The organism is Pseudomonas fitomaticsae, from assembly GCF_021018765.1.
Lineage (GTDB): Bacteria > Pseudomonadota > Gammaproteobacteria > Pseudomonadales > Pseudomonadaceae > Aquipseudomonas > Aquipseudomonas fitomaticsae.
In genome coordinates this window covers 4617057-4637958 of record NZ_CP075567.1, presented here as the reverse complement: position 1 = coordinate 4637958, position 20902 = coordinate 4617057, and the positions used below count along the sequence as shown (strand labels likewise).

22 protein-coding genes and 1 pseudogene are annotated in these 20902 nt (G+C 60.9%); 11 read left to right on the top strand and 12 right to left on the bottom strand.

All coding sequences use genetic code 11. The annotated features are described in order from the left end of the window. The first annotated feature begins 15 nt into the window (after window positions 1–15). Window positions 16–519, top strand: a complete 504-nt coding sequence (locus KJY40_RS20780; RefSeq protein WP_230732433.1) for a universal stress protein — start codon at window positions 16–18, stop codon at window positions 517–519. 113 nt (window positions 520–632) lie between these two features. Then, complete coding sequence (gene cysB, locus KJY40_RS20775) at window positions 633–1607, top strand: HTH-type transcriptional regulator CysB (protein ID WP_230732430.1); 975 nt, start codon at window positions 633–635, stop codon at window positions 1605–1607. Window positions 1608–1615: 8 nt separating this feature from the next. On the opposite strand, the gene KJY40_RS20770 is transcribed toward cysB, so the two are convergent. Then, a complete protein-coding gene (locus KJY40_RS20770; protein WP_230732428.1) occupies window positions 1616–2098 on the bottom strand; it encodes a GreA/GreB family elongation factor in 483 nt (160 codons plus the stop codon). Window positions 2099–2100: 2 nt separating this feature from the next. Then, complete coding sequence (locus KJY40_RS20765; RefSeq protein WP_007955686.1) at window positions 2101–2508, bottom strand: hypothetical protein; 408 nt, start codon at window positions 2506–2508, stop codon at window positions 2101–2103. A gap of 124 nt (window positions 2509–2632) precedes the next feature. On the opposite strand from KJY40_RS20765, the gene earP reads away from it, so the two are divergent. After that, window positions 2633–3775, top strand: a complete 1143-nt coding sequence (gene earP, locus KJY40_RS20760; RefSeq protein ID WP_230732426.1) for an elongation factor P maturation arginine rhamnosyltransferase EarP — start codon at window positions 2633–2635, stop codon at window positions 3773–3775. A 48-nt stretch (window positions 3776–3823) separates the two neighbouring features. Beyond that, entirely contained in the window at window positions 3824–4393 is a 570-nt protein-coding gene (locus tag KJY40_RS20755; RefSeq protein ID WP_007955690.1) for an elongation factor P, read from the top strand. 65 nt (window positions 4394–4458) lie between these two features. On the opposite strand, the gene KJY40_RS20750 is transcribed toward KJY40_RS20755, so the two are convergent. The 4 genes from KJY40_RS20750 to KJY40_RS20735 form a co-directional block, all read right to left on the bottom strand. Then, the gene (locus KJY40_RS20750; protein WP_230732425.1) at window positions 4459–5472 is read right to left on the bottom strand and encodes an alpha/beta hydrolase; all 1014 of its coding nucleotides are present in this window, start codon (window positions 5470–5472) and stop codon (window positions 4459–4461) included. Window positions 5473–5505: 33 nt separating this feature from the next. Continuing rightward, window positions 5506–5925, bottom strand: a complete 420-nt coding sequence (locus KJY40_RS20745; protein ID WP_034155242.1) for an organic hydroperoxide resistance protein — start codon at window positions 5923–5925, stop codon at window positions 5506–5508. Window positions 5926–6197: 272 nt separating this feature from the next. Continuing rightward, window positions 6198–6662: a MarR family winged helix-turn-helix transcriptional regulator gene (locus KJY40_RS20740; RefSeq protein WP_230732423.1), complete on the bottom strand. Its 465-nt coding sequence runs from the start codon at window positions 6660–6662 to the stop codon at window positions 6198–6200. Between the two features lie 83 nt (window positions 6663–6745). Next, the gene (locus KJY40_RS20735) at window positions 6746–7702 is read right to left on the bottom strand and encodes a LysR family transcriptional regulator (protein ID WP_096821073.1); all 957 of its coding nucleotides are present in this window, start codon (window positions 7700–7702) and stop codon (window positions 6746–6748) included. A 112-nt stretch (window positions 7703–7814) separates the two neighbouring features. Between KJY40_RS20735 and KJY40_RS20730 the strand changes: the two genes are divergently transcribed. After that, a complete protein-coding gene (locus KJY40_RS20730) occupies window positions 7815–8564 on the top strand; it encodes a sulfite exporter TauE/SafE family protein (protein WP_085744971.1) in 750 nt (249 codons plus the stop codon). Here KJY40_RS20730 and KJY40_RS20725 read toward each other — a convergent pair. Further along, entirely contained in the window at window positions 8554–9408 is an 855-nt protein-coding gene (locus KJY40_RS20725) for a LysR substrate-binding domain-containing protein (RefSeq protein ID WP_007955701.1), read from the bottom strand. The genes KJY40_RS20730 and KJY40_RS20725 overlap by 11 nt on opposite strands. A 97-nt stretch (window positions 9409–9505) precedes the next feature. Between KJY40_RS20725 and KJY40_RS20720 the strand changes: the two genes are divergently transcribed. Together KJY40_RS20720 and KJY40_RS20715 are read left to right on the top strand one after the other, a co-directional pair. Next, on the top strand, window positions 9506–9721 hold the full coding sequence (locus KJY40_RS20720) for a DUF1127 domain-containing protein (RefSeq protein WP_007955702.1): 216 nt from the start codon (window positions 9506–9508) through the stop codon (window positions 9719–9721). A 64-nt stretch (window positions 9722–9785) separates the two neighbouring features. After that, window positions 9786–11006 carry a winged helix-turn-helix domain-containing protein gene (locus KJY40_RS20715; RefSeq protein ID WP_230732422.1) on the top strand — a complete coding sequence of 407 codons (1221 nt, stop codon included), beginning with the start codon at window positions 9786–9788 and terminating at the stop codon, window positions 11004–11006. A 17-nt stretch (window positions 11007–11023) separates the two neighbouring features. On the opposite strand, the gene KJY40_RS20710 is transcribed toward KJY40_RS20715, so the two are convergent. Further along, the gene (locus KJY40_RS20710; protein ID WP_007955704.1) at window positions 11024–12370 is read right to left on the bottom strand and encodes a class II 3-deoxy-7-phosphoheptulonate synthase; all 1347 of its coding nucleotides are present in this window, start codon (window positions 12368–12370) and stop codon (window positions 11024–11026) included. 150 nt (window positions 12371–12520) lie between these two features. Here KJY40_RS20710 and KJY40_RS20705 point away from each other — a divergent pair, with 150 nt between their 5' ends. Then, on the top strand, window positions 12521–13276 hold the full coding sequence (locus KJY40_RS20705; protein ID WP_230732421.1) for a spermidine synthase: 756 nt from the start codon (window positions 12521–12523) through the stop codon (window positions 13274–13276). 3 nt (window positions 13277–13279) lie between these two features. Here the strand turns inward: KJY40_RS20705 and KJY40_RS20700 are convergent, their stop codons facing one another. Continuing rightward, window positions 13280–14071: a crotonase/enoyl-CoA hydratase family protein gene (locus KJY40_RS20700; protein ID WP_230732420.1), complete on the bottom strand. Its 792-nt coding sequence runs from the start codon at window positions 14069–14071 to the stop codon at window positions 13280–13282. Window positions 14072–14493: 422 nt separating this feature from the next. Between KJY40_RS20700 and KJY40_RS20695 the strand changes: the two genes are divergently transcribed. Further along, a complete protein-coding gene (locus tag KJY40_RS20695) occupies window positions 14494–16167 on the top strand; it encodes a DEAD/DEAH box helicase (RefSeq protein ID WP_007955707.1) in 1674 nt (557 codons plus the stop codon). Between the two features lie 90 nt (window positions 16168–16257). Here the strand turns inward: KJY40_RS20695 and KJY40_RS20690 are convergent, their stop codons facing one another. After that, a complete protein-coding gene (locus tag KJY40_RS20690; RefSeq protein ID WP_230732418.1) occupies window positions 16258–17025 on the bottom strand; it encodes a DODA-type extradiol aromatic ring-opening family dioxygenase in 768 nt (255 codons plus the stop codon). Window positions 17026–17127: 102 nt separating this feature from the next. Here KJY40_RS20690 and KJY40_RS20685 point away from each other — a divergent pair. Then, window positions 17128–17781 (top strand): annotated as a pseudogene (locus tag KJY40_RS20685) (thiopurine S-methyltransferase). Between the two features lie 59 nt (window positions 17782–17840). On the opposite strand, the gene htpX reads toward KJY40_RS20685, so the two are convergent. Both htpX and KJY40_RS20675 read right to left on the bottom strand, forming a co-directional pair. Beyond that, a complete protein-coding gene (htpX, locus tag KJY40_RS20680) occupies window positions 17841–18728 on the bottom strand; it encodes a protease HtpX (protein ID WP_007955710.1) in 888 nt (295 codons plus the stop codon). Between the two features lie 303 nt (window positions 18729–19031). Next, window positions 19032–20243: a pyridoxal phosphate-dependent aminotransferase gene (locus KJY40_RS20675; RefSeq protein WP_230732417.1), complete on the bottom strand. Its 1212-nt coding sequence runs from the start codon at window positions 20241–20243 to the stop codon at window positions 19032–19034. Window positions 20244–20468: 225 nt separating this feature from the next. Between KJY40_RS20675 and msrB the strand changes: the two genes are divergently transcribed. Then, window positions 20469–20864: a peptide-methionine (R)-S-oxide reductase MsrB gene (gene msrB, locus KJY40_RS20670; protein ID WP_230732416.1), complete on the top strand. Its 396-nt coding sequence runs from the start codon at window positions 20469–20471 to the stop codon at window positions 20862–20864. The last annotated feature ends 38 nt before the right edge of the window (window positions 20865–20902 follow it).

Genomic DNA, 20902 nt, shown 5'->3' with positions numbered 1-20902 from the left:
GCGCGAGGAGGTCATATGATTGGTTCGATGCTGTATGCCACTGACCTCGGTCTGTACGCACCGTTAGTGATGCAGCATGCCCTGGCGATGGCGCGGACGTTCAATGCCGATCTGTACGTGGTGCACGCGGTGGAACCCATGGGGTTGTTTGCCGAATCGGTGTTGCAGAGCTATCTCGACGAACAGGCGTTGAACGAATTCCATAGTCAGGGTCTGAAAACCGTCATCGCCAATATCGAGCAGCGGGTGCTCGACAGTTTTCGCGAAGAGCTGGGGGACGAGGGCGAGCTGGATCTGCAGCGGATAAAGGCTGTGCGGGTGCTGCAGGGTGATCCGTCACAGGTGATTCTCGATCAGGTGCAGAAACTCTCTGTCGATTTGCTGATCGTAGGAAGTCACAGCCACGGGGTCGGGGCGGAAACACCTTTGGGGCGAACGGCAGCCCGGCTGCTGCAATTGTCCAAGGTGCCGGTTTATCTGGTGCCGTTGGTGGAGCGTCGGCGTCGGGAGGATCGCTGAAGCAGGAATAATGGCACTTTGATAAAAAAGTTCTAGATTTATTCTTCAAACCATTAATATAGTTATATACCGTCGCTGATGCCCGTGGCGTCTACCTGCTTTGAGGGATTCATATGAAGCTTCAACAATTGCGCTACATCTGGGAAGTGGCGCACCACGACCTCAACGTTTCCGCTACAGCCCAAAGCCTCTACACCTCGCAACCGGGCATCAGTAAACAGATCCGCCTGCTGGAAGACGAACTGGGCGTCGAAGTGTTCGCCCGCAGCGGCAAGCACCTGACCCGCGTCACTCCGGCCGGCGAGCGCATCATCACCACCGCCGGTGAGATTCTGCGCAAGGTCGAGAGCATCAAGCAGATCGCCCAGGAATTCTCCAACGAGAAGAAGGGCACCCTGTCGATCGCCACCACCCACACCCAGGCACGTTATGCACTGCCACCGGTGATCAGCAATTTCATCAAGCAATATCCGGACGTGGCGCTGCACATGCACCAGGGTTCGCCGATGCAGATCGCCGAGATGGCCGCTGACGGCACCGTCGATTTCGCCATCGCCACCGAAGCGCTGGAGCTGTTCGGTGATCTGGTGATGATGCCGTGCTACCGCTGGAACCGTTGCGTGGTCGTGCCTCAGGGCCACCCGCTGACCAAGCTGCCGAAGCTGACCCTCGAAGCGCTGGCCGAATACCCGATCGTGACTTACGTGTTCGGTTTCACCGGTCGTTCGAAACTCGACGAAGCCTTCAGCCATCGCGGCCTGACGCCGAAAGTGGTGTTCACCGCTGCCGACGCCGACGTGATCAAAACCTACGTGCGCCTGGGCCTGGGCGTTGGCATCGTGGCGAAAATGGCGGTCGACACCAAACTGGATAGCGATCTGGTGGTGCTCGACGCAAGCGAGTTGTTCGAGTCCAGCGTGACCAAGATCGGTTTCCGTCGCGGCACCTTCCTGCGCGGCTTCATGTGCGACTTCATCGAGAAGTTCGCGCCGCACCTGACCCGCGAAGTCATGGCCAAGGCCATTCAGTGCCACAACAAGCAGGAACTGGAAGAGCTGTTCGAAGGCGTCGAACTGCCGGTTCACTAAGCCCCTGTCTACAGCACCTCGGTGACAGCGAACTGTTGCCGGGTGCCCGCCACCAGAATCTCCACCTCGTCACCCTCGAACTTGCCCAGCAGGCTTTTGCCCAGCGGCGAGCGCGGGGTGATGACGGTAATCGGCTGGCCCACCACGTCGACCTTCAGGCCTGCCGCATCCGGCGCCAGAAACAGCCATTGCTCGCGACCCTTTTCGTCTTCCAGACCGAGCAGGGCGCCGATTTCAATCCCCCGCTGATCGTCATACACGCGCAGCGTCAGGTTCTGGCACAGCGCCAGTGACTGACGAATTTCCTCGACCCGTTTCGCCTGGCCCGCCGCCAGATACGACGCCTCGAGCCCCAGGGTGTCGTACTTGTTTTCGGCGATGTTCTCTTCGTGGGTCGCGGTTTCGTAAGCGGTTTGCGCCGCGCGTTCGGCGATGTCGAGGTCGACGCGCAGCTTGTCGAGAATCAGTTGGTGAACAATCTGTTTATTCATGATCAATCGCAGAATTGCAGGACATTGGCGCGGCTCTTTTCGCTCGGGGCCGTCTGATCCTGTTGCAGCCAGAACTGGCATTTGGGGTTCGACAGATTACGTGTGCTGCCACGGGCCTGATCCAGGCGTGCCTGTTGCTCGTTCTTGCGCAGGTTTTCTTCGTATTGTTCGAACAGCGGGCTCTGCGGCGGAATGTCCGGCACCACTCGGACGGCGGGCGGGTTGGCCAGTTGCTGCACGGCCTGAGCAACCGGCGCCAATTGTTCATTGAAGAAAAAGCGTGAAGCGAGCCAGCACGTCAGCGCAATGGCCAGGAAACCCAGCCATAGACCCAGGGCAATGCTGCCGGTCAATTGCAGCGCGCTAAGCTGAACAGGCAAGGGGCGACGCGGGTTGGGACGATAGGGCATGGCTGCCTCCTGGCGGATGAATGCGGGCGAGTCGCGATTGTCGCACGAAGATTAATTGCCGTCGGCTCTTCTGCACGGAGACATTTATGCGGACAATCGGCGCTTTTGCCAACGGGAGCCTTGAATGCCGCCACTGAACACCCGCTGGGACATTTTTTGTACGGTCGTTGACAACTACGGCGACATCGGCGTGACCTGGCGCCTGGCCCGGCAACTGGTCAGCGAGCAGGCAATGACGGTGCGGCTGTGGGTCGATGACCTGCGCGCCTTCGAACGCCTCTGCCCCGAAATCGACATTAGCCTCGATCAGCAATGGCAGCAGGGCGTCGAAGTCCGGCACTGGCCAGCAGAATGGCAGGAGGTGGAGGCGGCCGACGTGGTGATCGCCGCGTTTGCCTGCCAGTTGCCGAGTGTCTACATGGACGCCATGGCCGCACGGGAAAAGCCGCCGTTGTGGATGAACCTCGACTACCTCAGCGCTGAAGACTGGGTGGTCGGCTGCCACGGGTTGCCGTCGGTGAAGTACAAGTCGGTGCAGAAGTACTTTTTCTTTCCGGGATTCCAGCCGGGCACCGGTGGCCTATTGCGTGAGAGCGGTTTGCTGGAGCGGCGTCAGCAGTTTCAGCAGGATCCCGAGGCGCAGCGACAATTCCTGCACGGTCTGGGGATCGATCCTGCACCCGGTGCGCAATTGATCTCGCTGTTTGCCTACGAGAATGCCGGACTCGCCAGCTGGCTGGATGTGCTCGCCGCTGACTCGACGCCTACTCATCTGCTGGTGCCGGAAGGGCGGATTCTCGGCGATGTCGCCCGATGGCTCGGGGTCGAATCGCTGGCGATCGGGGCGACGCATGTTCGTCAGGCGCTGACCGTGCAGGTGCTGCCGTTCGTCCGGCAGGATCAATACGATCAATTGCTCTGGTGCTGCGATTTCAACGCGGTGCGCGGCGAGGACTCGTTCGTCCGGGCGCAATGGGCGGGCCGGCCGATGCTGTGGCACATCTATCAGCAGGACGAAGACATTCATCTGGACAAGCTCGACGCCTTCCTTGCGCTCTACACAAAACGCCTTTCGCCCGCTGCCGCCGAGGCGATGAACGGTCTCTGGCGGGCCTGGAGTGCCGGGCGGCCTATCGGCGACCACTGGCTTGAGGCCCGCAAACACTGGCCAGAACTGCAGGAAAATGCCCGCGCGTGGTGTCTGGAACAGGCCTTGCAGGCGGATCTTGCGACGGCGCTGGTACAGTTTTACCGAAATTGGATATGATACGCGGCCTAGATTTTTGTAAATCCCATCCAAATTCGGATATTCGCAATGAAAACTGGTAAAGAACTCAAACCCGGTACCGTGATCCGTATCGACAACGATCCTTGGCTGGTTCAGAAAGCTGAATTCACCAAATCGGGCCGTAACAGCGCGATCATGAAGACCAAGCTGAAGAACCTGCTGACCGGTTACAAGACCGAAACCGTTTACGGTGCGGACGACAAGCTGGACGACGTGATCCTGGATCGCAAAGAAGCGACCCTGTCCTTCATCAGCGGTGACTCCTACACGTTCATGGACACCACCGACTACACCATGTACGAGCTGAACGCCGAAGACATCGAAAGCGTTCTGCCATTCGTGGAAGAAGGCATGACCGACGTTTGCGAAGCCGTATTCTTCGAAGGTCGTCTGGTTTCCGTAGAGCTGCCGACCACCATCGTGCGTCAGGTTGACTACACCGAAGGTTCCGCTCGCGGCGACACTTCCGGCAAGGTGATGAAGCCTGCCAAACTGAAGAACGGTACCGAGCTGTCGGTTGCTGACTTCATCGAAATCGGCGACATGATCGAGATCGATACCCGCGAAGGCGGTTCCTACAAAGGCCGTGCCAAATAAGCACTGGTTTTTGCGGAAAGAAAAAGCCCGACCATTGAGTCGGGCTTTTTTGTGCCTGATGAAAATTACTTCTTCAGGTGCTGTTTCAGTTCTTCCGAGGCCTGCAGCATCGCCGAGCGCACCGCCGGCACCTGGCTGACCACGTTGAGCAAACCGTAGTCGTGGATCATGCCGTTGTAGCGCACCGAGGTCACCGGCACGCCAGCTTCGTCGAGTTTGCGGGCATAGGCTTCACCTTCGTCACGCAGCACGTCAGCCCCCGCAGTCTGCACCAGCGCAGGCGGCAGACCTTTCAATTGCGCGGTCGTGGCCCGCAGCGGCGAGGCGTAGATCTCGTTCCGCTGGTTGGCGTCGGTGGTGTAGTTGTCCCAGAACCACTTCATCATGTTGCGAGTGAGGAAGTGCCCCTCGGCGTACTGGTTATACGAGCCGGTGTCGAAACTGGCATCGGTCACCGGCCACAGCAGCACCTGGAATTTGATCGCCGGGGTGCCTTTGTCCTTGGCCATCAAGGCGACGACTGCCGCCATGTTGCCGCCGACGCTGTTGCCCGCCACCGCCAGACGCTTGCCGTCGACGTTGATCTCTTTGCCGTGTTCGGCCACCCATTTGGTCGCGGCGTAAGCCTGGTTGATCGCCACCGGGTAATGCGCTTCCGGCGAAGGGGTGTAGTTGACGAACACCGCCGCCGCACCCGAGCCGACCACCAGATCCCGCACCAGACGTTCGTGGGTCGGGAAATCCCCCAGCACCCAGCCGCCGCCGTGGAAGAACATGAACACCGGCAGTTCGCCCTTGACCCCGGCCGGCCGGACGATGGTCAGGCTCAACGGTTGGCCATCGACCTGGATGGTCCTCTCGCTGACGTCCGCTTTGGGCAGCGTCAGTTTGACCCCGGACTGCGCGCCGGTCAGCACGGCGCGGGCATCCTTGGGCGTCATCTGTTCCATCGGTTTGCCGGTGCCGGCATTCAGCACATCGAGAAACGCCTGGGTGTTGTGTTCAACCTCCCCGGCAAATGCGCTGTGGATGGACAGGGCGAGAAGGGTACCGGTCAAGACTTTGCTGAAAGTGTTCATGTTCATTTCCTGTACGGGCCTGAGTGTCAGTGATTACACGGTGACGTGCAGACGCACATCGACGTTGCCGCGAGTGGCGTTGGAGTACGGGCAGACCTGGTGGGCAGCGTCGACCAGGCTTTGTGCGTCAGCCTGTTCCAGGCCCGGCAGGCTGATGTGCAGGTCGATGTCCAGACCGAAGCCGCCAGGAATCTGGCCGATGCCGACGTGAGCGGTGATCGAAGCGTCGTCCGGGATTTTGCGTTTGGTCTGGCTGGCGACGAATTTCAGGGCGCCGATGAAGCAGGCCGAGTAGCCGGCGGCGAACAGTTGCTCAGGGTTGGTGGCCGCGCCACCGGCACCGCCGAGTTCTTTCGGAGTGGCAAGTTTGACGTCGAGGATGTTGTCGCTGGAGATCGCACGACCGTCACGGCCGCCAGTGGAGGTTGCGATTGCGGTGTAGAGAGTTTGCATGGTGTGAGCCTCATTAAGTGTGGTTTGTTGCGCTAATTGTTTGCGCGCTAACTAGGTGCGAGATAAATGTACTTCGCTAATATTTAGCGCGCAAGATAAATTTTTGAAGAAAGCGCGATTCGGTGCTTGGGTCGGGCTGAGTTGTGATCTCAAGATTTTGATATAGAAGGTTTTTTTTGAATGTAAAACGAGAAGAAAATTTTTCGGGGATAAGCGGGGAAGGTGCGATACGCCTGCAGGCGCAAGGCTGCGCCCACAGGAAAGGGGGAGTCTTAAGCGAGGCTGTCCTGCAAATGACCGCGCAAGGCCTGCAACTCGGCTTGCAGGTTTTGCAGGCGCCCCAGCGTGAAGCCACTGGCCCCCAGGATGCATTGCGGAACGGTTCGCGCCTTGTCTTTCAAGGCGCGTCCCTGGGCCGTCAGTTCAACGATCACCACCCGTTCATCCTCCCGGCTGCGGGTTCGGCTGAGCAAACCTTCACCTTCCAGCCGCTTGAGCAGCGGGGTCAGCGAACCCGGATCGGTCAGCAGGCGCGTGCTGATTTCTCCGACGGTCAAACCATCCTTCTCCCACAGCACCATCATCGCCAGGTATTGCGGATACGTCAGGCCAAGCGCTTGCAACAGCGGCTTGTAGACCTTGGTCATCATCAGCGAAGTGGAATGCAGGGCGAAGCAGGCCTGATTGTCGAGCAGCAGGTCTTCGCAGTGATCGGGGGTGTCGCGGTCGGTGGTCATGTCGGTGCCTTGAACGGTGATGCAGATGAATCTAGCGCTCGAATCTTTAATGCGCCAGACAATTGTGCCCGGTGGCGAGTCGGTCAGTGCCGGCCCAGCTCACGTTGCAGGGCCAGATCCCACGGCGGCACGGGGCTGAACCGGGTCTTGAGGTATTCCAGCAGCAGGCGGCTGCGGGAGCTGGCCTGTTGCTCCAGCCGCAGCGCATAGATGCCGGTGCTCTCCGGTTTCGGCAGGCCGTTTTCGCAGAACAGTGGCAACAATTCGCCACGCAACAGGTACTCGCTGGCCAGCCAGGTCGGCAGATGCGCGATCCCGAGTCCCGCGAGCGCACCGCAAACCAACGCCTCGGCGTTGTTGGCGCTCATGCGCACCCGCGCCGGGCGGTGCAATTGCATTTGCCCGTCCTGTTCGAAACGCCAGGCGAAGGGCGGGGCGAGACCGTCCCAGTCGAGACCGTCGTGTTCGCCCAATTGGGCAGGCTCGCTCGGAACGCCCCGGCGCTTGAGATAGTCGGGACTGGCGCAAGCGATGCGCACCATGCTCGCCAACGGTGTAGCGACCAATCGGGTGTCAGCCATCTGCCCGGCCCGTAACACCAGATCGACCTTGCCCAGGTTCGAACCGTCCATGTCGACGAAGCTGTCGATCAGATGCAGTTGCACATCCAGCCCCGGATACAGCACCAGAAAGTCGGCAATCACCGGCGCCAGATGCCGACGCCCGAAGGCCGCCGGCGCATCCACCCGAATCAGACCCTCCGGCGCGCTGCTCAGAGACACCGCTTCAGCTCGGGCCAGTTGCAGTTCGGCAACGATCCGTCGCGCTCGTTCGGCAAACGCCAGACCCGCCGGCGTGGCGCGTACCGCGTGAGTGCTGCGGATGAACAACTGGCTGCCGACCGCGCTTTCCAGACTGTCGATGCGCCGGGCAACGGCAGATGGCGTCAGCGGATGCCGGCGCGAAGCCGCAGAAAAGCTGCCGCTCTCGAGTACATCGAGAAACAGCCCGAGTTGTTCGGTCAATTGATTGGGATTCATGAATCAGCTCAGTGCCTATGCGGATTTGGCACAGCCATTGTGCGTTGCTGTGCGTTTCCGTGCCAGCGCCGACTGCGTAGGATGAGTCGCCTGACGTTTGAGGAATTCTGCTGTGATCGAGTTTTTGCTGTACCTGTTGTTTGGCGCCGCCCTCGGCACGCTGGGTGGGATCTTCGGCATCGGTGGTGGCTTGATCGCCATTCCGCTTTTGGGCGTCTGGTTCGGGCTCGATCAGCAGATCGCCCAAGGCACGGCGCTGGTGATGGTAGTACCGAACGTGATGCTGGCGCTGTGGCGTTATCACCAGCGTAATCGCATCGAACTCCGCCATGCGTTGCCGCTGGCGGTGATGGGTTTCTGTTTCGCGTGGATCGGCTCGATCTGGGCCGTAGGCATCGACGCGCAAACCATGCGCATCGGCTTTGTCGCGTTCCTCGTGGCATTGTCGGCCTACAACCTGGTGCGTATGTTCGGCGCGCGTCCGGCGGCGACCTCCGAGATGCGATATTCATGGCCATGGCTGGGCGTGCTCGGCGCGGCGTCGGGCACTATGGGCGGCTTGTTCGGTGTCGGCGGGGCGGTGGTGGCGACGCCGGTGCTGACCAGCCTGTTCGGTACCACTCAGGTGGTTGCTCAGGGCCTGTCGCTGGCTTTGGCGTTGCCGAGCACCGGCGTTACGCTGGTGACGTACGCCGTGCACCATGAGGTGGACTGGATGATTGGGCTACCGCTGGCCATCGGCGGCCTGGCCAGCATCAGTTGGGGCGTGAAGGTGGCCCACGCGATGCCGGAAAAACTCCTGCGCGGGCTGTTCTGCGGGTTCCTGGTGCTGTGCGCGGTGATGCTCGCCTTTAAAGTTTGAAGCCTTCGACGATGTGCTCGGCCAGGCATTCGGTGATCGGCGAGGGATTGTTGAGGTTGCGGATCAGCATGATGCTGGCCTCGGGCAACAGCGGCAGATCTTCGGCGGCCCCGAGAATCCGCAGGTCCGGGGTGATCAGGCTTTCCAGTTGCGCGGTGATCGCCAGACCCGCGCTCACCACCGCCATTAGCGCCGACAGGCTGGTGCTGTTGTAGGCAATCCGGTATTCACGGCCCATCGCGTCCAGCGCGTTGCAGGCCCACAGGCGACAGAAGCAATCACTGTTGAACATCGCCAGCGGCAACGGCGTTTGTTCGTGGGCGCTGAAATTCTGCGCCTCGGCCCAGACGAAGCGCTCCTTGCGCAGCAACTGGCCAATCTCGTTGCCCGGCTCGCGGGTGACGATCGACAGATCCAGGTCCGTGCGCTGCAGCAATTGTTTGGTTGACTCGCAATGCACTTCGATCTGGATCAGCGGATAGAACTGCGCGAAGCGTGACAGGATTCCCGGCAGAAACCGCATCACGTAATCGTCCGGCGTGCCGATCCGCACCGTGCCGACCATGTGTGGTTCGCGCAGGGTGTTGAACACTTCGCTGTGCAATTTCAGGATGCGCCGCGCATAACCGAGCAACACCTGGCCTTCGGCGGTCAGGCGCACCTGACGCCCGTCGCGCTCGAACAACTGGCGCTGCAACACGTCCTCTTCCAGACGCTTCATCTGCATGCTCACCGCCGATTGAGTGCGGTTGACCATTTCGCCGGCACGGGTAAAACCGCCCTGATCGGCAATCGCGACAAAGGTGCGCAGGACATCGGTATCGATACTGGGGTACGCCGACAATTGATGAATCTCCGTGATGCATGCCATCAGAAACATTCGTTGGATTGATCGTAGCGCCAGCGCGAGACTTGAGCCATCCCTAAAGGAGGGCAACACGATGAAAGGTCAAAAACTGTATGTGAGCGATGAAAGAGTGCCGGTCCATCTGATTTCCGATCTGCTGCACAAGTTTAGCCGCTGGTACGAACTTCACCGCGAACGCGAGTTGCTTGCCAGTCTGAGCGACGAAGCGTTGAAGGACATCGGGGTCAGTCGTGCCGATGTCGAACATGAATCGGTGCGGCCGTTCTGGGACGATCCGATGCATAAATGATGAGGCCATCGCTACACAAACCCCTTTGTAGTGAGGTAGGTTGCGAGCAGACATGGAGGTACACATGCCCGCGACATTGTCCTTTTCCCTTAAACAGGCTCGACGTCTGGCACTGGCTGCCCAAGGGTTTCACGGGCGCCAGCCGCCGGCTGTCAAGGCGATGCACCTCAACCGGCTGATCGAACGTCTCGGCCTGTTGCAGATCGACTCCGTCAACGCCGTGGTGCGCTCGCACTACCTGCCGCTGTTTTCCCGTCTCGGTTCCTATTCTGCTGACTTGCTCGACCAGGCTGCCTGGAGTTCGGGGCGACGTCGTTCGCTGTTCGAATACTGGGGCCATGAAGCGTCGTTGCTGCCGCTGTCGATGTACCCGCTGATGGGCTGGCGCATGCAGCGGGCCAAACGCGGTGAAGACATTTATCAGCAACTGGCGCGGTTCGGTCGCGAGCAGCAGGACACCATTCGCCGGGTATTAGCGTCGGTCGAAGAGCAGGGCGCACTGGGCGCCGGCAGCCTGTCGACCCGCGAGGAAAAGGCCGGGCCGTGGTGGGACTGGAGTGCGGAAAAGCACGCGCTGGAATGGTTGTTCGCCGCTGGCGAAGTCACCGTCGCCGGACGCCGTGGTTTCGAGCGATTGTACGACTTGCCCGAGCGGGTGATTCCGGCTTCCGTGCTGCAACAGCCATTGCCCGATGAGGCCGAGGCGCAGCGCGGTTTGCTGCTGCATGCAGCGCAGGCGCTGGGTGTCGGCACGGAAAAAGACCTGCGTGATTACTTCCGACTGAATCCTTCCGATGCCCGCCCGCGTCTGGCCGAACTGGTCGAGGACGGGCAACTGCTTGCCTGCGAAGTCGCCGGTTGGCGCCAGATTGCTTACTGCCTGCCCGAGCAGAAAATTCCGCGCAAGGTCGAGGCCAGTGCATTGCTGTCGCCGTTCGACTCACTGATCTGGGAGCGCAGTCGAACCGAGCGGCTATTCGATTTCCGCTATCGGCTGGAGATCTACACGCCGCAGGACAAACGGGTCTACGGCTATTACGTGTTGCCGTTCCTGCACAATGAACGGATTGCCGCGCGAGTTGACCTGCGCGCCGAACGAGCAGCGGGGCGCCTGGCAGTGCATGCGGTACACGAGGAGGAAACCGGACTGGATGACGCGGGGATGCTGGCGCTGGCGCTGAACTTGCGGCGCATGGCGGACTGGTTGGGGCTTGAGCAGGTGCAGCTCAATTGCCAGCGTGAAAGTGCGGGGAGGTTGCGGATGGCGCTGGCTCAAATTGACTGAGCCAGCGCCCTCGCGATTTAGCGTTTGACCTGTTTCAACGTCTCGGCAATCAAGAACGCCAGTTCCAGCGACTGGTCGGCATTCATCCGTGGGTCGCAATGGGTGTGGTAGCGATCCGACAAGCCATCTTCAGTGATCGGCCGCGCACCACCGATGCACTCGGTGACGTTCTGCCCGGTCATCTCGATGTGGATGCCGCCGGCGTAGCTGCCTTCCGCTTCGTGAACCTGGAAGAACTGCTTCACCTCGCCAAGGATCTGCGCGAAGTCGCGGGTCTTGTAGCCGCTGCTGGCCTTGATCGTGTTGCCGTGCATCGGGTCGGAGCTCCACAGCACCTGCTTGCCTTCGCGCTGCACCGCGCGAATCAGCGCCGGCAGGTGATCGCCGACCTTGTTCGCACCCATCCGCGCGATCAGGTTCAGACGACCCGGATCGTTGTCCGGGTTGAGCACGTCGATCAGGCGGATCAGGTCGTCGGGGTTCATGCTCGGGCCGACTTTCACCCCGATCGGGTTGTTCACCCCGCGCAGGAATTCGACGTGGGCGCCGTCGAGCTGTCGGGTGCGGTCGCCGATCCACAGCATGTGCGCCGAGCAATCGTAGTAATCGTTGGTCAGGCTGTCGCGGCGTACGAAGGCTTCTTCGTAGTTCAGCAGCAGCGCTTCGTGGGCGGTGAAGAAACTGGTTTCGCGCAGTTGCGGCGAGCTGTCCATGCCGCAGGCGCGCATGAACGCCAGGGTCTCATCGATGCGGTCGGCGAGGTGGCTGTACTTCTCCGCTAGCGCCGAGTTGGCGATGAAGTCCAGGTTCCACTTGTGCACCTGATGCAGGTCGGCAAAACCGCCCTGGGCGAAGGCGCGCAGCAGGTTGAGGGTGGCGGTGGACTGGTGATAGGACTGCAGCAGACGCTCCGGGTCCGGCACGCGGCTGGCCGAGTCGAAACCGATGCCGTTGACGATGTCGCCGCGGTAGGCCGGCAGGGTCACGCCGTCGATGGTCTCGTCGTTGGCCGAGCGCGGCTTGGCGAACTGGCCGGCCATGCGCCCGACCTTGACTACCGGGCAACCGGCAGCGAAGGTCATGACGATCGCCATTTGCAGCAACACTTTAAAGGTGTCGCGGATCTTTGCGGCGGAGAACTCGGCGAAGCTTTCCGCGCAGTCGCCGCCCTGCAGCAGGAACGCCCGGCCCTGGGTGACTTCGGCAAACTGACGACGCAGCTCGCGCGCTTCGCCGGCAAACACCAGCGGCGGATAGCTGGCCAACGTCTGCTCGACCTGGCGCAGATGCGCGGCGTCGGGGTATTGGGGTTGTTGCTGGATCGGCAGGGCGCGCCAGCTGTCAGGGCTCCAGGGTTGGCTCATCACGGTCTCTAAGGTTCTACGCACGGACGGCCATGTTAGCAGTAATTAGTGCGTGACCTGCTCCCGCCGCTTCGCCGACAATCGCCGCTTTGCCACGGCACCACAGCGGTGCCATCGCGTCACCGCGCCCGGTGACCACCAGGAGACGAAATGACTGAGGAGCGCGTCGAGCTGTTGCTCGCCGAGGTACAGGATGAGTTCGGCGTGATTCGCGTGCTGGAAGTGGCCGACTACCGCTTTCTGGAGTTCGGCGATGCGATCGAGCAAAGCTGCGTGTTTACCGCCGACCCGAGCTGGCTGGAGTACGACTACACCCGGGCGATGCTGATAGGCGCGCTGTGCCATGAGCAACCGGAGAGCGCGCTGTTCCTCGGGCTGGGCGCGGGAACGCTGACCCAGGCCTGCCTCAAGTTCCTGCCGCTGGAAGACGTCGAAGCCATCGAGCTGCGCCCCGACGTACCGCGTCTGGCCATCGAATACCTCGGGCTGGATGACGATCCGCGGCTGTATATTCGTGTCGGCGATGCAATTGAACTGCTGCCGACGGCCGAACCTGCGGATCTGATCTTCGTTGACCTTTACACCGATGTCGGCCCCGGCGCTGGGCACCTTGCGTGGAATTTCCTCGGCGATTGTCAGAAACGTCTGAATCCTGGCGGCTGGCTGATCATTAACCAGTGGGCTACCGATGACGGCAAACCGTTAGGGGCGGCGCTGTTGCGCGGGCTCTATCATCGGCATTACTGGGAACTGCCGGTGAAGGAGGGCAACGTGATTCTGATCGTGCCGGCGGATCTCGATCAGGTGCTGGATATGCAGGCGCTGACCGCACGGGCCGAAGCGCTGGCGCCGCAGTTGGGTTATTCGCTGGCGTCGTTGATCAAGGCGATTCGCCCTGCGACCTGAGTCTCAGATGCCCTTGAAGACCCCCGGTCTGCGCTCCACCAGCGAGCGCACACCTTCCTTCGCGTCCTCAGTGGCCAACAACTTCTTCACCAGCGGCGGCAAGCTCTTAGCCGCTGCGGTCTCGCCTTCATAGCGCGCCTGACGCGCCGACATCAGCGTCGCCTGCACGCCCAGCGGCGCCTGCCGGGCAATCCGTTCGGCCAGTTCGATGGCGCGCGGCAGCAGATCCTCGCTGGCCATGACCTCCTGCACCAATCCCAGACGCAACGCATCGTGGGCATCGAATTCGTCACCGGTCAGCAACCAGCGCATGGCATTGCCCCAGCCGGCGATCTGATGAAAGCGCAATGTCGCGCCGCCGAACGGAAAGATCCCACGCTGCACTTCCATTTGGGCGAAGCGGGTGTTGCTGGCGCACAGGTTGATGTCAGCGGCGAGCATCAACTCTATGCCGATGGTCAGGCAATAACCCTGCGCGGCCACGATCACCGGTTTGCTGACCCGCGGTCCGACGAATACGCCCCATGGATCGCAACCGCCGGGCGGCACCTGCCACCCCTGGGCGAGGGCGGAACTGGCATTCACCAGATCGAGCCCGGCGGTGAAATGCTCGCCATGCCCGAACACCACCGCCACGCGTGCGTCGCGGTCGGCCTCGAATTCACCGTAGGCCAATGCCAGGTCGTTGAGCAGGTCGAGGTCGAAGGCATTGCGCTTGGCGGCGCGGTCCAGGCCGATCAAATGCACGTGACCGTGGCGCGCACGGCTCACGCGGCCGGGGCAGGGCTGATTCATGGGTGTTTCCTCGCAGGGGAAGAAAGGGTGCAGCGACCAGATGCCGCACATCGGTGAATCGTTTAAGCGCCATCGCCCGCAGGGCCGGGGTCTTTGAAAAGTAGACCTTTGCCCGATTATCCGCAAAACCCCGTTACACAGCGGTGACAACTGTATTTCGCCGATAAAAAAAGCTCCCTTTTTGGGCAAATTCCGGTATAGTGCGCGCCGGCCTTTAACCGGGCCGCGTTTAGGTAGCGCAATTCCCCGAAGTCAGCTTCGGCTGCACGTCCGCACTGCGGGCTCTTCCTTGACGATTCTTTTTCATTCATTCGTTTTCGCAAATCCCCGCCGACAAAGCTGCCAGGGCGACTCTTGAGTCTCAACACGGCATGTGCAGCTTTGGAGCATGGGTCTTTGCGGATGCACTTAGAGGCAGACCCATGACCCAGGAAATCGGCGGCTTCGCCGCTCTTGAACTTCATCCCAATATTGTCGCTGCAGTAGTCGCTACCGGCTATGAAGAGCCTTCGGCCATTCAGCAGCAGTCGATCCCGATCATCCTCGCCGGTCACGATATGATTGGTCAGGCGCAAACCGGTACCGGTAAAACCGCTGCCTTTGCCCTGCCTATCCTGCACCGCATTGATCCGTCCAAGCGCGAGCCGCAAGCTCTGATCCTGGCCCCAACTCGTGAGTTGGCGCTGCAAGTTGCAACCGCTTTCGAAACCTACGCCAAGCAAATGCCGGGCGTGACTGTTGTGGCTGTCTACGGCGGCGCGCCGATGGGCCCACAATTGAAAGCAATCCGTAATGGCGCACAGATCGTTGTCGCCACTCCGGGCCGTCTGTGCGACCACCTGCGTCGCGACGAAAAAGTGCTGCAGACCGTGAACCACCTGGTTCTCGACGAAGCAGACGAAATGCTCAAACTGGGCTTCATGGACGACCTCGAAGTCATCTTCAAGGCCATGCCGGAAACCCGTCAGACCGTATTGTTCTCGGCGACCCTGCCGCAATCGATCCGTGCCATCGCCGAGCGTCACCTGCGCGATCCAAAGCATGTGAAGATCCAGAGCAAGACCCAGACCGTTACCGCGATCGAACAGGCTCACCTGTTGGTTCACGCTGACCAGAAGACCTCTGCCGTTCTCAGCTTGCTGGAAGTGGAAGATTTCGACGCTCTGATCATGTTCGTGCGCACCAAGCAAGCGACCCTGGATCTGGCCAGCGCCCTCGACGCCAAAGGCTACAAAGCCGCCGCGTTGAACGGCGACATCGCCCAGAACCAGCGTGAGCGCGTCATCGACTCGCTGAAAGATGGCCGTCTGGACATCGTTGTGGCGACCGACGTTGCCGCCCGTGGTCTGGACGTTCCGCGCATCACCCACGTTTTCAACGTGGACATGCCGTACGATCCGGAATCCTACGTGCACCGTATCGGCCGTACCGGCCGTGCCGGTCGCGAAGGCCGCGCGCTGCTGCTGGTGACTCCGCGTGAGCGCCGCATGCTGCAGGTAATCGAGCGTGTGACCGGTCAGAAAGTTGCCGAAGTGCGTCTGCCGGACGCCCAGGCCGTTCTCGATGCCCGCATCAAGAAACTGACCAACAGCCTGTCGCCGCTGGTGGCTGACGCCGAATCGACTCACGGTGACCTGCTGGATCGCCTGACCGCCGACATCGGTTGCACCCCGCGTGCCCTGGCTGCCGCACTGCTGCGCAAAGCCACCAATGGTCAGGCGCTGAACCTGGCAGCGATCGAGAAGGAACGTCCACTGGTGCCGAACAGCGCGCCACGTGGCGACCGTCCTGAGCGTTCGGGTGATCGTCCGGACCGTGGTGACCGCGAGCGTCGTGCGCCAATGCCTTTGGGTGAAGGCCGTGCCCGTTGCCGTACCGCGCTGGGCGCGCGTGACGGTATCGCGGCGAAAAACCTGCTGGGCGCCATCCTCAACGAAGGTGGTCTGGCACGTGAAGCCATCGGTCGCATCCAGGTGCGTGACAGCTTCAGCCTCGTCGAGCTGCCGGAAGATGGTCTGGACAAACTCCTGACCAAATTGAAGGACACTCGCGTTGCCGGCAAACAGCTGAAACTGCGTCGCTACCGCGAAGATTGATCCGCCCCTGGGCTGATTGATCGAACATAAAAAATCCCCGACTGGTTCGGGGATTTTTTTTGCCTGCGATTTGAGATGGGCGCGAACAAGTCAGCCGAAGCGGTAGATGTCCATGCCCAGCGCACCCATGGTGAAACCTTGATACGCAATGCTGAAGTCGCCGCCAGCGCCGCGGGCAAAGTACAGCGGAAGCAGATGCTCATCACTTGGATGGCTGCGCACGGCGTTCGGTGCCTGCTGGCGGTAATCGTGCAGGGCGGCTTCGTCGTTGGCCGCAAGCTTGTCGATCATCCAGTCACGGAAGTCCCGGGCCCACGGCTCGACGCTTTCCGGGCCTGCATGCCAGTCCAGTTCCCGCAGGTTGTGGGTGATGCTGCCGGAACCGATCAACAGAATGCCCTGTTCGCGCAGACTGGCCAGCGCCTGGCCGACGCGGTTCTGCAACGCCGGGCCGCCACGGCTGGGCAGGGAAACCTGCACCACCGGAATGTCGGCCTGCGGGTACATCAGCGACAGTGGTACCCACACGCCGTGATCGAACGGTCGTTGCGGATCGAGGCGCGCCGGCAGGTTGTTGGCGGTCAGCAGGTCGGCAATCTCGCGGGCCAGTTGCGGATTGCCCGGTGCCGGGTACTGCACTTCAAACAGCGCACGGGGGAAACCGCCGAAGTCGTGCCAGGTTTCCGGTTGCGGATGGCTGCTGACCAGCAGCTCATGGCTTTCCCAATGGGCGGAAACGATGACGATGGCTTTCGGGCGTGGCAGTTCGGCGGCCAGTCGCGCCAGTGCCGGGCCACTGGCACCGGGCTCCAGCGCCAGCATGGGCGAGCCGTGAGAGATAAACAGGCTGGGAAACATGGAAGGGTTCCTGAGCGTTAAGATGACTCATCTTCAGTCAGTTCATTGATCTAATTCCAATATAAGTTTTAACGCCTTTTGATCGAATTCTTAGGAGGATGCATGCAGCCGGAGTTTTGGCACAAGAAGTGGGAATCGAACCAGATCGGCTTTCACCAGCCTGAGGTGAACCCGTATTTGCAGCGGCACTGGCCCGGTCTGGCCATCCCGGCGCAGGCGCGTGTGTTGGTGCCGCTGTGCGGAAAAAGTCTGGATCTGCTGTGGCTCGCCGGCCGTGGTCATCAGGTACTCGGCGTCGAGCTGTCGGAGAAAGCCGTGGAGGACTTTTTCCTTGAGCAGCAACTGCAGCCGCAGGTCAGCGAGCAGGGCGACTTCAAGGTTTATCGCGCTGGCGTGATCGAATTGTGATGCGGGGATTTCTTCTCGCTGACGGCGGCTGATGTGGCTGGTTGCACCGCGTTGTATGACCGGGCGGCGGTGATTGCCCTGCCGCCACCGATGCGCGAGCGTTATGCGGCGCACCTGCAGAGCATCCTGCCGACGTGCCGAGGGCTCTTGGTGACGCTGGATTACGACCAGTCGCAGATGCCTGGGCCGCCATTTTCGGTAGGCGATGCCGAAGTGCAGCGTTTGCTGGGAAGTGTCTGGCGTGTCGAGAGGCTGGAAGAGCAGGATGTGCTCGGTGACAGCTGGAAGTTCGTGCAGGCCGGCGTAACTCGGCTGGAAGAGCGGGTGTACCGGATTTCCGGGGCGTAATCGACAGGCAAAAAAAGGCCCGCATCACTGCGGGCCTTTTTGTTGGTGCGCCGGTTTGATCAACCGCGACGACGCAGGGCGTCGATACGCTCTTCCAGCGGCGGGTGGCTCATGAACATGCGGGCGAACCCTTGTTTGATGCCACCGTTGATGCCGAAGGCGTTCAGGGTGTCAGGCATGTGCACCGGCAGGCCCTGTTCGGCGCGCAGGCGTTGCAAGGCGTTGATCATCGCACCCGTGCCGGCCAGGCGGGCACCGGCATCGTCGGCACGGAACTCACGTTTACGCGAGAACCACATCACGATCGCGCTGGCCAGGATGCCCAGCACCAGTTCGGCGAAGATGGTCGCGATGTAGTAGGCCATACCCTGGCCTTCTTCGTTCTTGAAGATCACTTTGTCGACGAAGTTGCCGATGATCCGCGCGAAAAACATCACGAAGGTGTTCACCACCCCCTGGATCAGCGCCAGGGTGACCATGTCGCCGTTGGCCACATGACCGATCTCGTGGGCCAGCACGGCCCGCACTTCATCTTCCTTGAAGCGCTCGAGCAAGCCCTGGCTGACTGCGACCAGTGCGTCGTTCTTGTTCCAGCCAGTGGCGAAGGCGTTCGCTTCGTAAGCCGGAAAGATCCCCACCTCGGGCATCTTGATCCCGGCTTCCCGGGACAGTTGCTCGACGGTTTGCAGCAGCCACTGCTCGTGGCGGGTGCGTGGCTGGGTGATGATCTGGGTGCTGGTGCTCATCTTCGCCATCCACTTGGAGATGAACAGCGAGAACAGGGAACCGGCAAAACCAAAGACTGCACAGAAAACCAGCAGCTGACTGAGGTTGAGATCAACCCCGTTGGCCGCCATGAACCCGTTGAAGCCGAAAAGGCTCAGGGTGATGCTGGCTATCAGCACGACCGCCAGGTTAGTGGCCAAAAACAGCAGGATGCGCATCATGGTTGTAGAAATCTCCTCAAGCTAAAGATGTAGCGTACTGCGGGGTATATAAGGTGCTGCACCTGGTGATTCAACCGAGTGACTATTTCAAACTGTGTCCTACACCGGATTCGTCGGGCATGGGATATTTCCCACTGCCGAATCCGGTATGGGTGACAGGCACGCGCCACCCGGTCTCATTGCGTCAGGCACGCATGATTCGTATGAGTCGCAAGTGTAGAAGGTGCTGGAGGAGGGGCGGAGCAGAAGTGTTGCTGAATCAGACAGTGCGCAACGTTCGGGCCGTTGCGCACTGAGCGCCGGTTACTGGCGGTAGGACTTGAGGAAGTTGCCGATACGACCGATGGCCATGTCCAGGTCATCGACCCGCGGCAGGATGACCACGCGGAAGTGGTCAGGCCACGGCCAGTTGAATGCCGTGCCTTGCACCACCAGCAGCTTTTCGGAGAGCAGCAGGTCGAGCACGAACTTCTCGTCGTTGTGGATCGGGCAGACTTTCGGGTCGATCTTCGGGAATGCGTACAGCGCGCCCATCGGTTTCACGCAGCTGACGCCGGGAATGTCGTTGAGCAATTCCCAGGTACGGTTGCGTTGCTCCAGCAGGCGACCTTGCGGCAGCACCAGATCGTTGATGCTCTGATAGCCGCCCAAGGCGGTCTGGATCGCATGCTGGCTCGGCACGTTGGCGCACAGGCGCATGTTGGCCAGCATGTCGATGCCTTCGATGTAGCTGTGAGCGTTGTGTTTCGGCCCGGAAATGGCGATCCAGCCGGAACGGAAACCGGCCACGCGATACGACTTGGACAGACCGTTGAAGGTCAGGCACAGCAGGTCCGGGGCCAGCGAAGCGGTGCAGATGTGCACGGCGTCGTCGTAGAGGATCTTGTCGTAGATTTCGTCGGAGAACACCACCAGGTTGTGCTGGCGGGCCAGCTCGAGCATGCCCAGCAGCACCTCCTTCGAATACACCGCGCCGGTCGGGTTGTTCGGGTTGATGATCACCATCGCCTTGGTGTTCGGGGTGATCTTGGCCTTGATGTCGGCCAGGTCCGGGAACCAGTCGGCGCCCTCGTCGCACAGGTAATGCACTGCGTTACCGCCGGCCAGGCTCACGGCAGCGGTCCACAGCGGGTAGTCCGGCGCCGGCACCAGCACTTCGTCGCCGTTGTTGAGCAGCGCCTGCAACGACATCACGATCAGCTCGGACACGCCATTACCCAGATAGATGTCTTCGATGCCGACACCTTCGACCTGCTTCTGCTGGTAGTACTGCATCACCGCCTTGCGCGCACTGAACAGGCCTTTGGAATCGCTATAGCCTTGGGCGGTCGGCAGGTTGCGGATCACATCCTGAAGAATCTCGTCCGGCGCTTCGAAACCAAAGGGCGCCGGGTTGCCGATGTTCAGCTTGAGGATGCGATGGCCTTCCTCTTCCAGGCGTTTGGCGTGCTTGAGCACCGGGCCGCGAATGTCGTAGCAGACGTTGGCGAGCTTGTTCGATTTGCTGAACTGCATGGCGATGTGATCCCGAAAATGAACGATCCAGGCGGCGGGTGGACAACCGTGCTGGGAATCCTGCGTCTTCACACAGGCAAGTGTCTCGAGCGGCGGTTTCCAACAATCCGTTTGAATGCGCAGGAACCCGCTGCCAGACTGGCGTGTGACGAGGCGCAATCATACGTGCCGCCCGATCCGTGGAAAAGGTACAGATCGGGCTTTTTCAGCCGCTGAGGTGTGATGATGGAAAAGATTGAAAAGACCCTGGAAGAATGGCAGGCGATGCTCGACCCCGAGCAATACAACGTGTGTCGTCTCAGTGCCACCGAGCGACCGTTCTCCGGTAAATACAACGCCACCAAGACTGACGGTGTCTATCACTGCGTCTGCTGCAACGAGCCGTTGTTTGATTCCAAGACCAAATTCGACTCCGGCTGCGGTTGGCCAAGCTTCTACGCGCCAATCGGCGACAACGCCATGACCGAAATCCGTGACACCAGCCACGGCATGATCCGCACCGAAGTGAAATGCGCCCGATGCGATGCGCACCTGGGCCACGTATTCCCTGACGGTCCGCCGCCGACCGGCCTGCGTTACTGCATCAACTCGGTGTGCCTGGACCTGGTGCCGCGCGCGTAACCGAGACGGGCGATCCACGGGTCGCCTTTCGAATAATT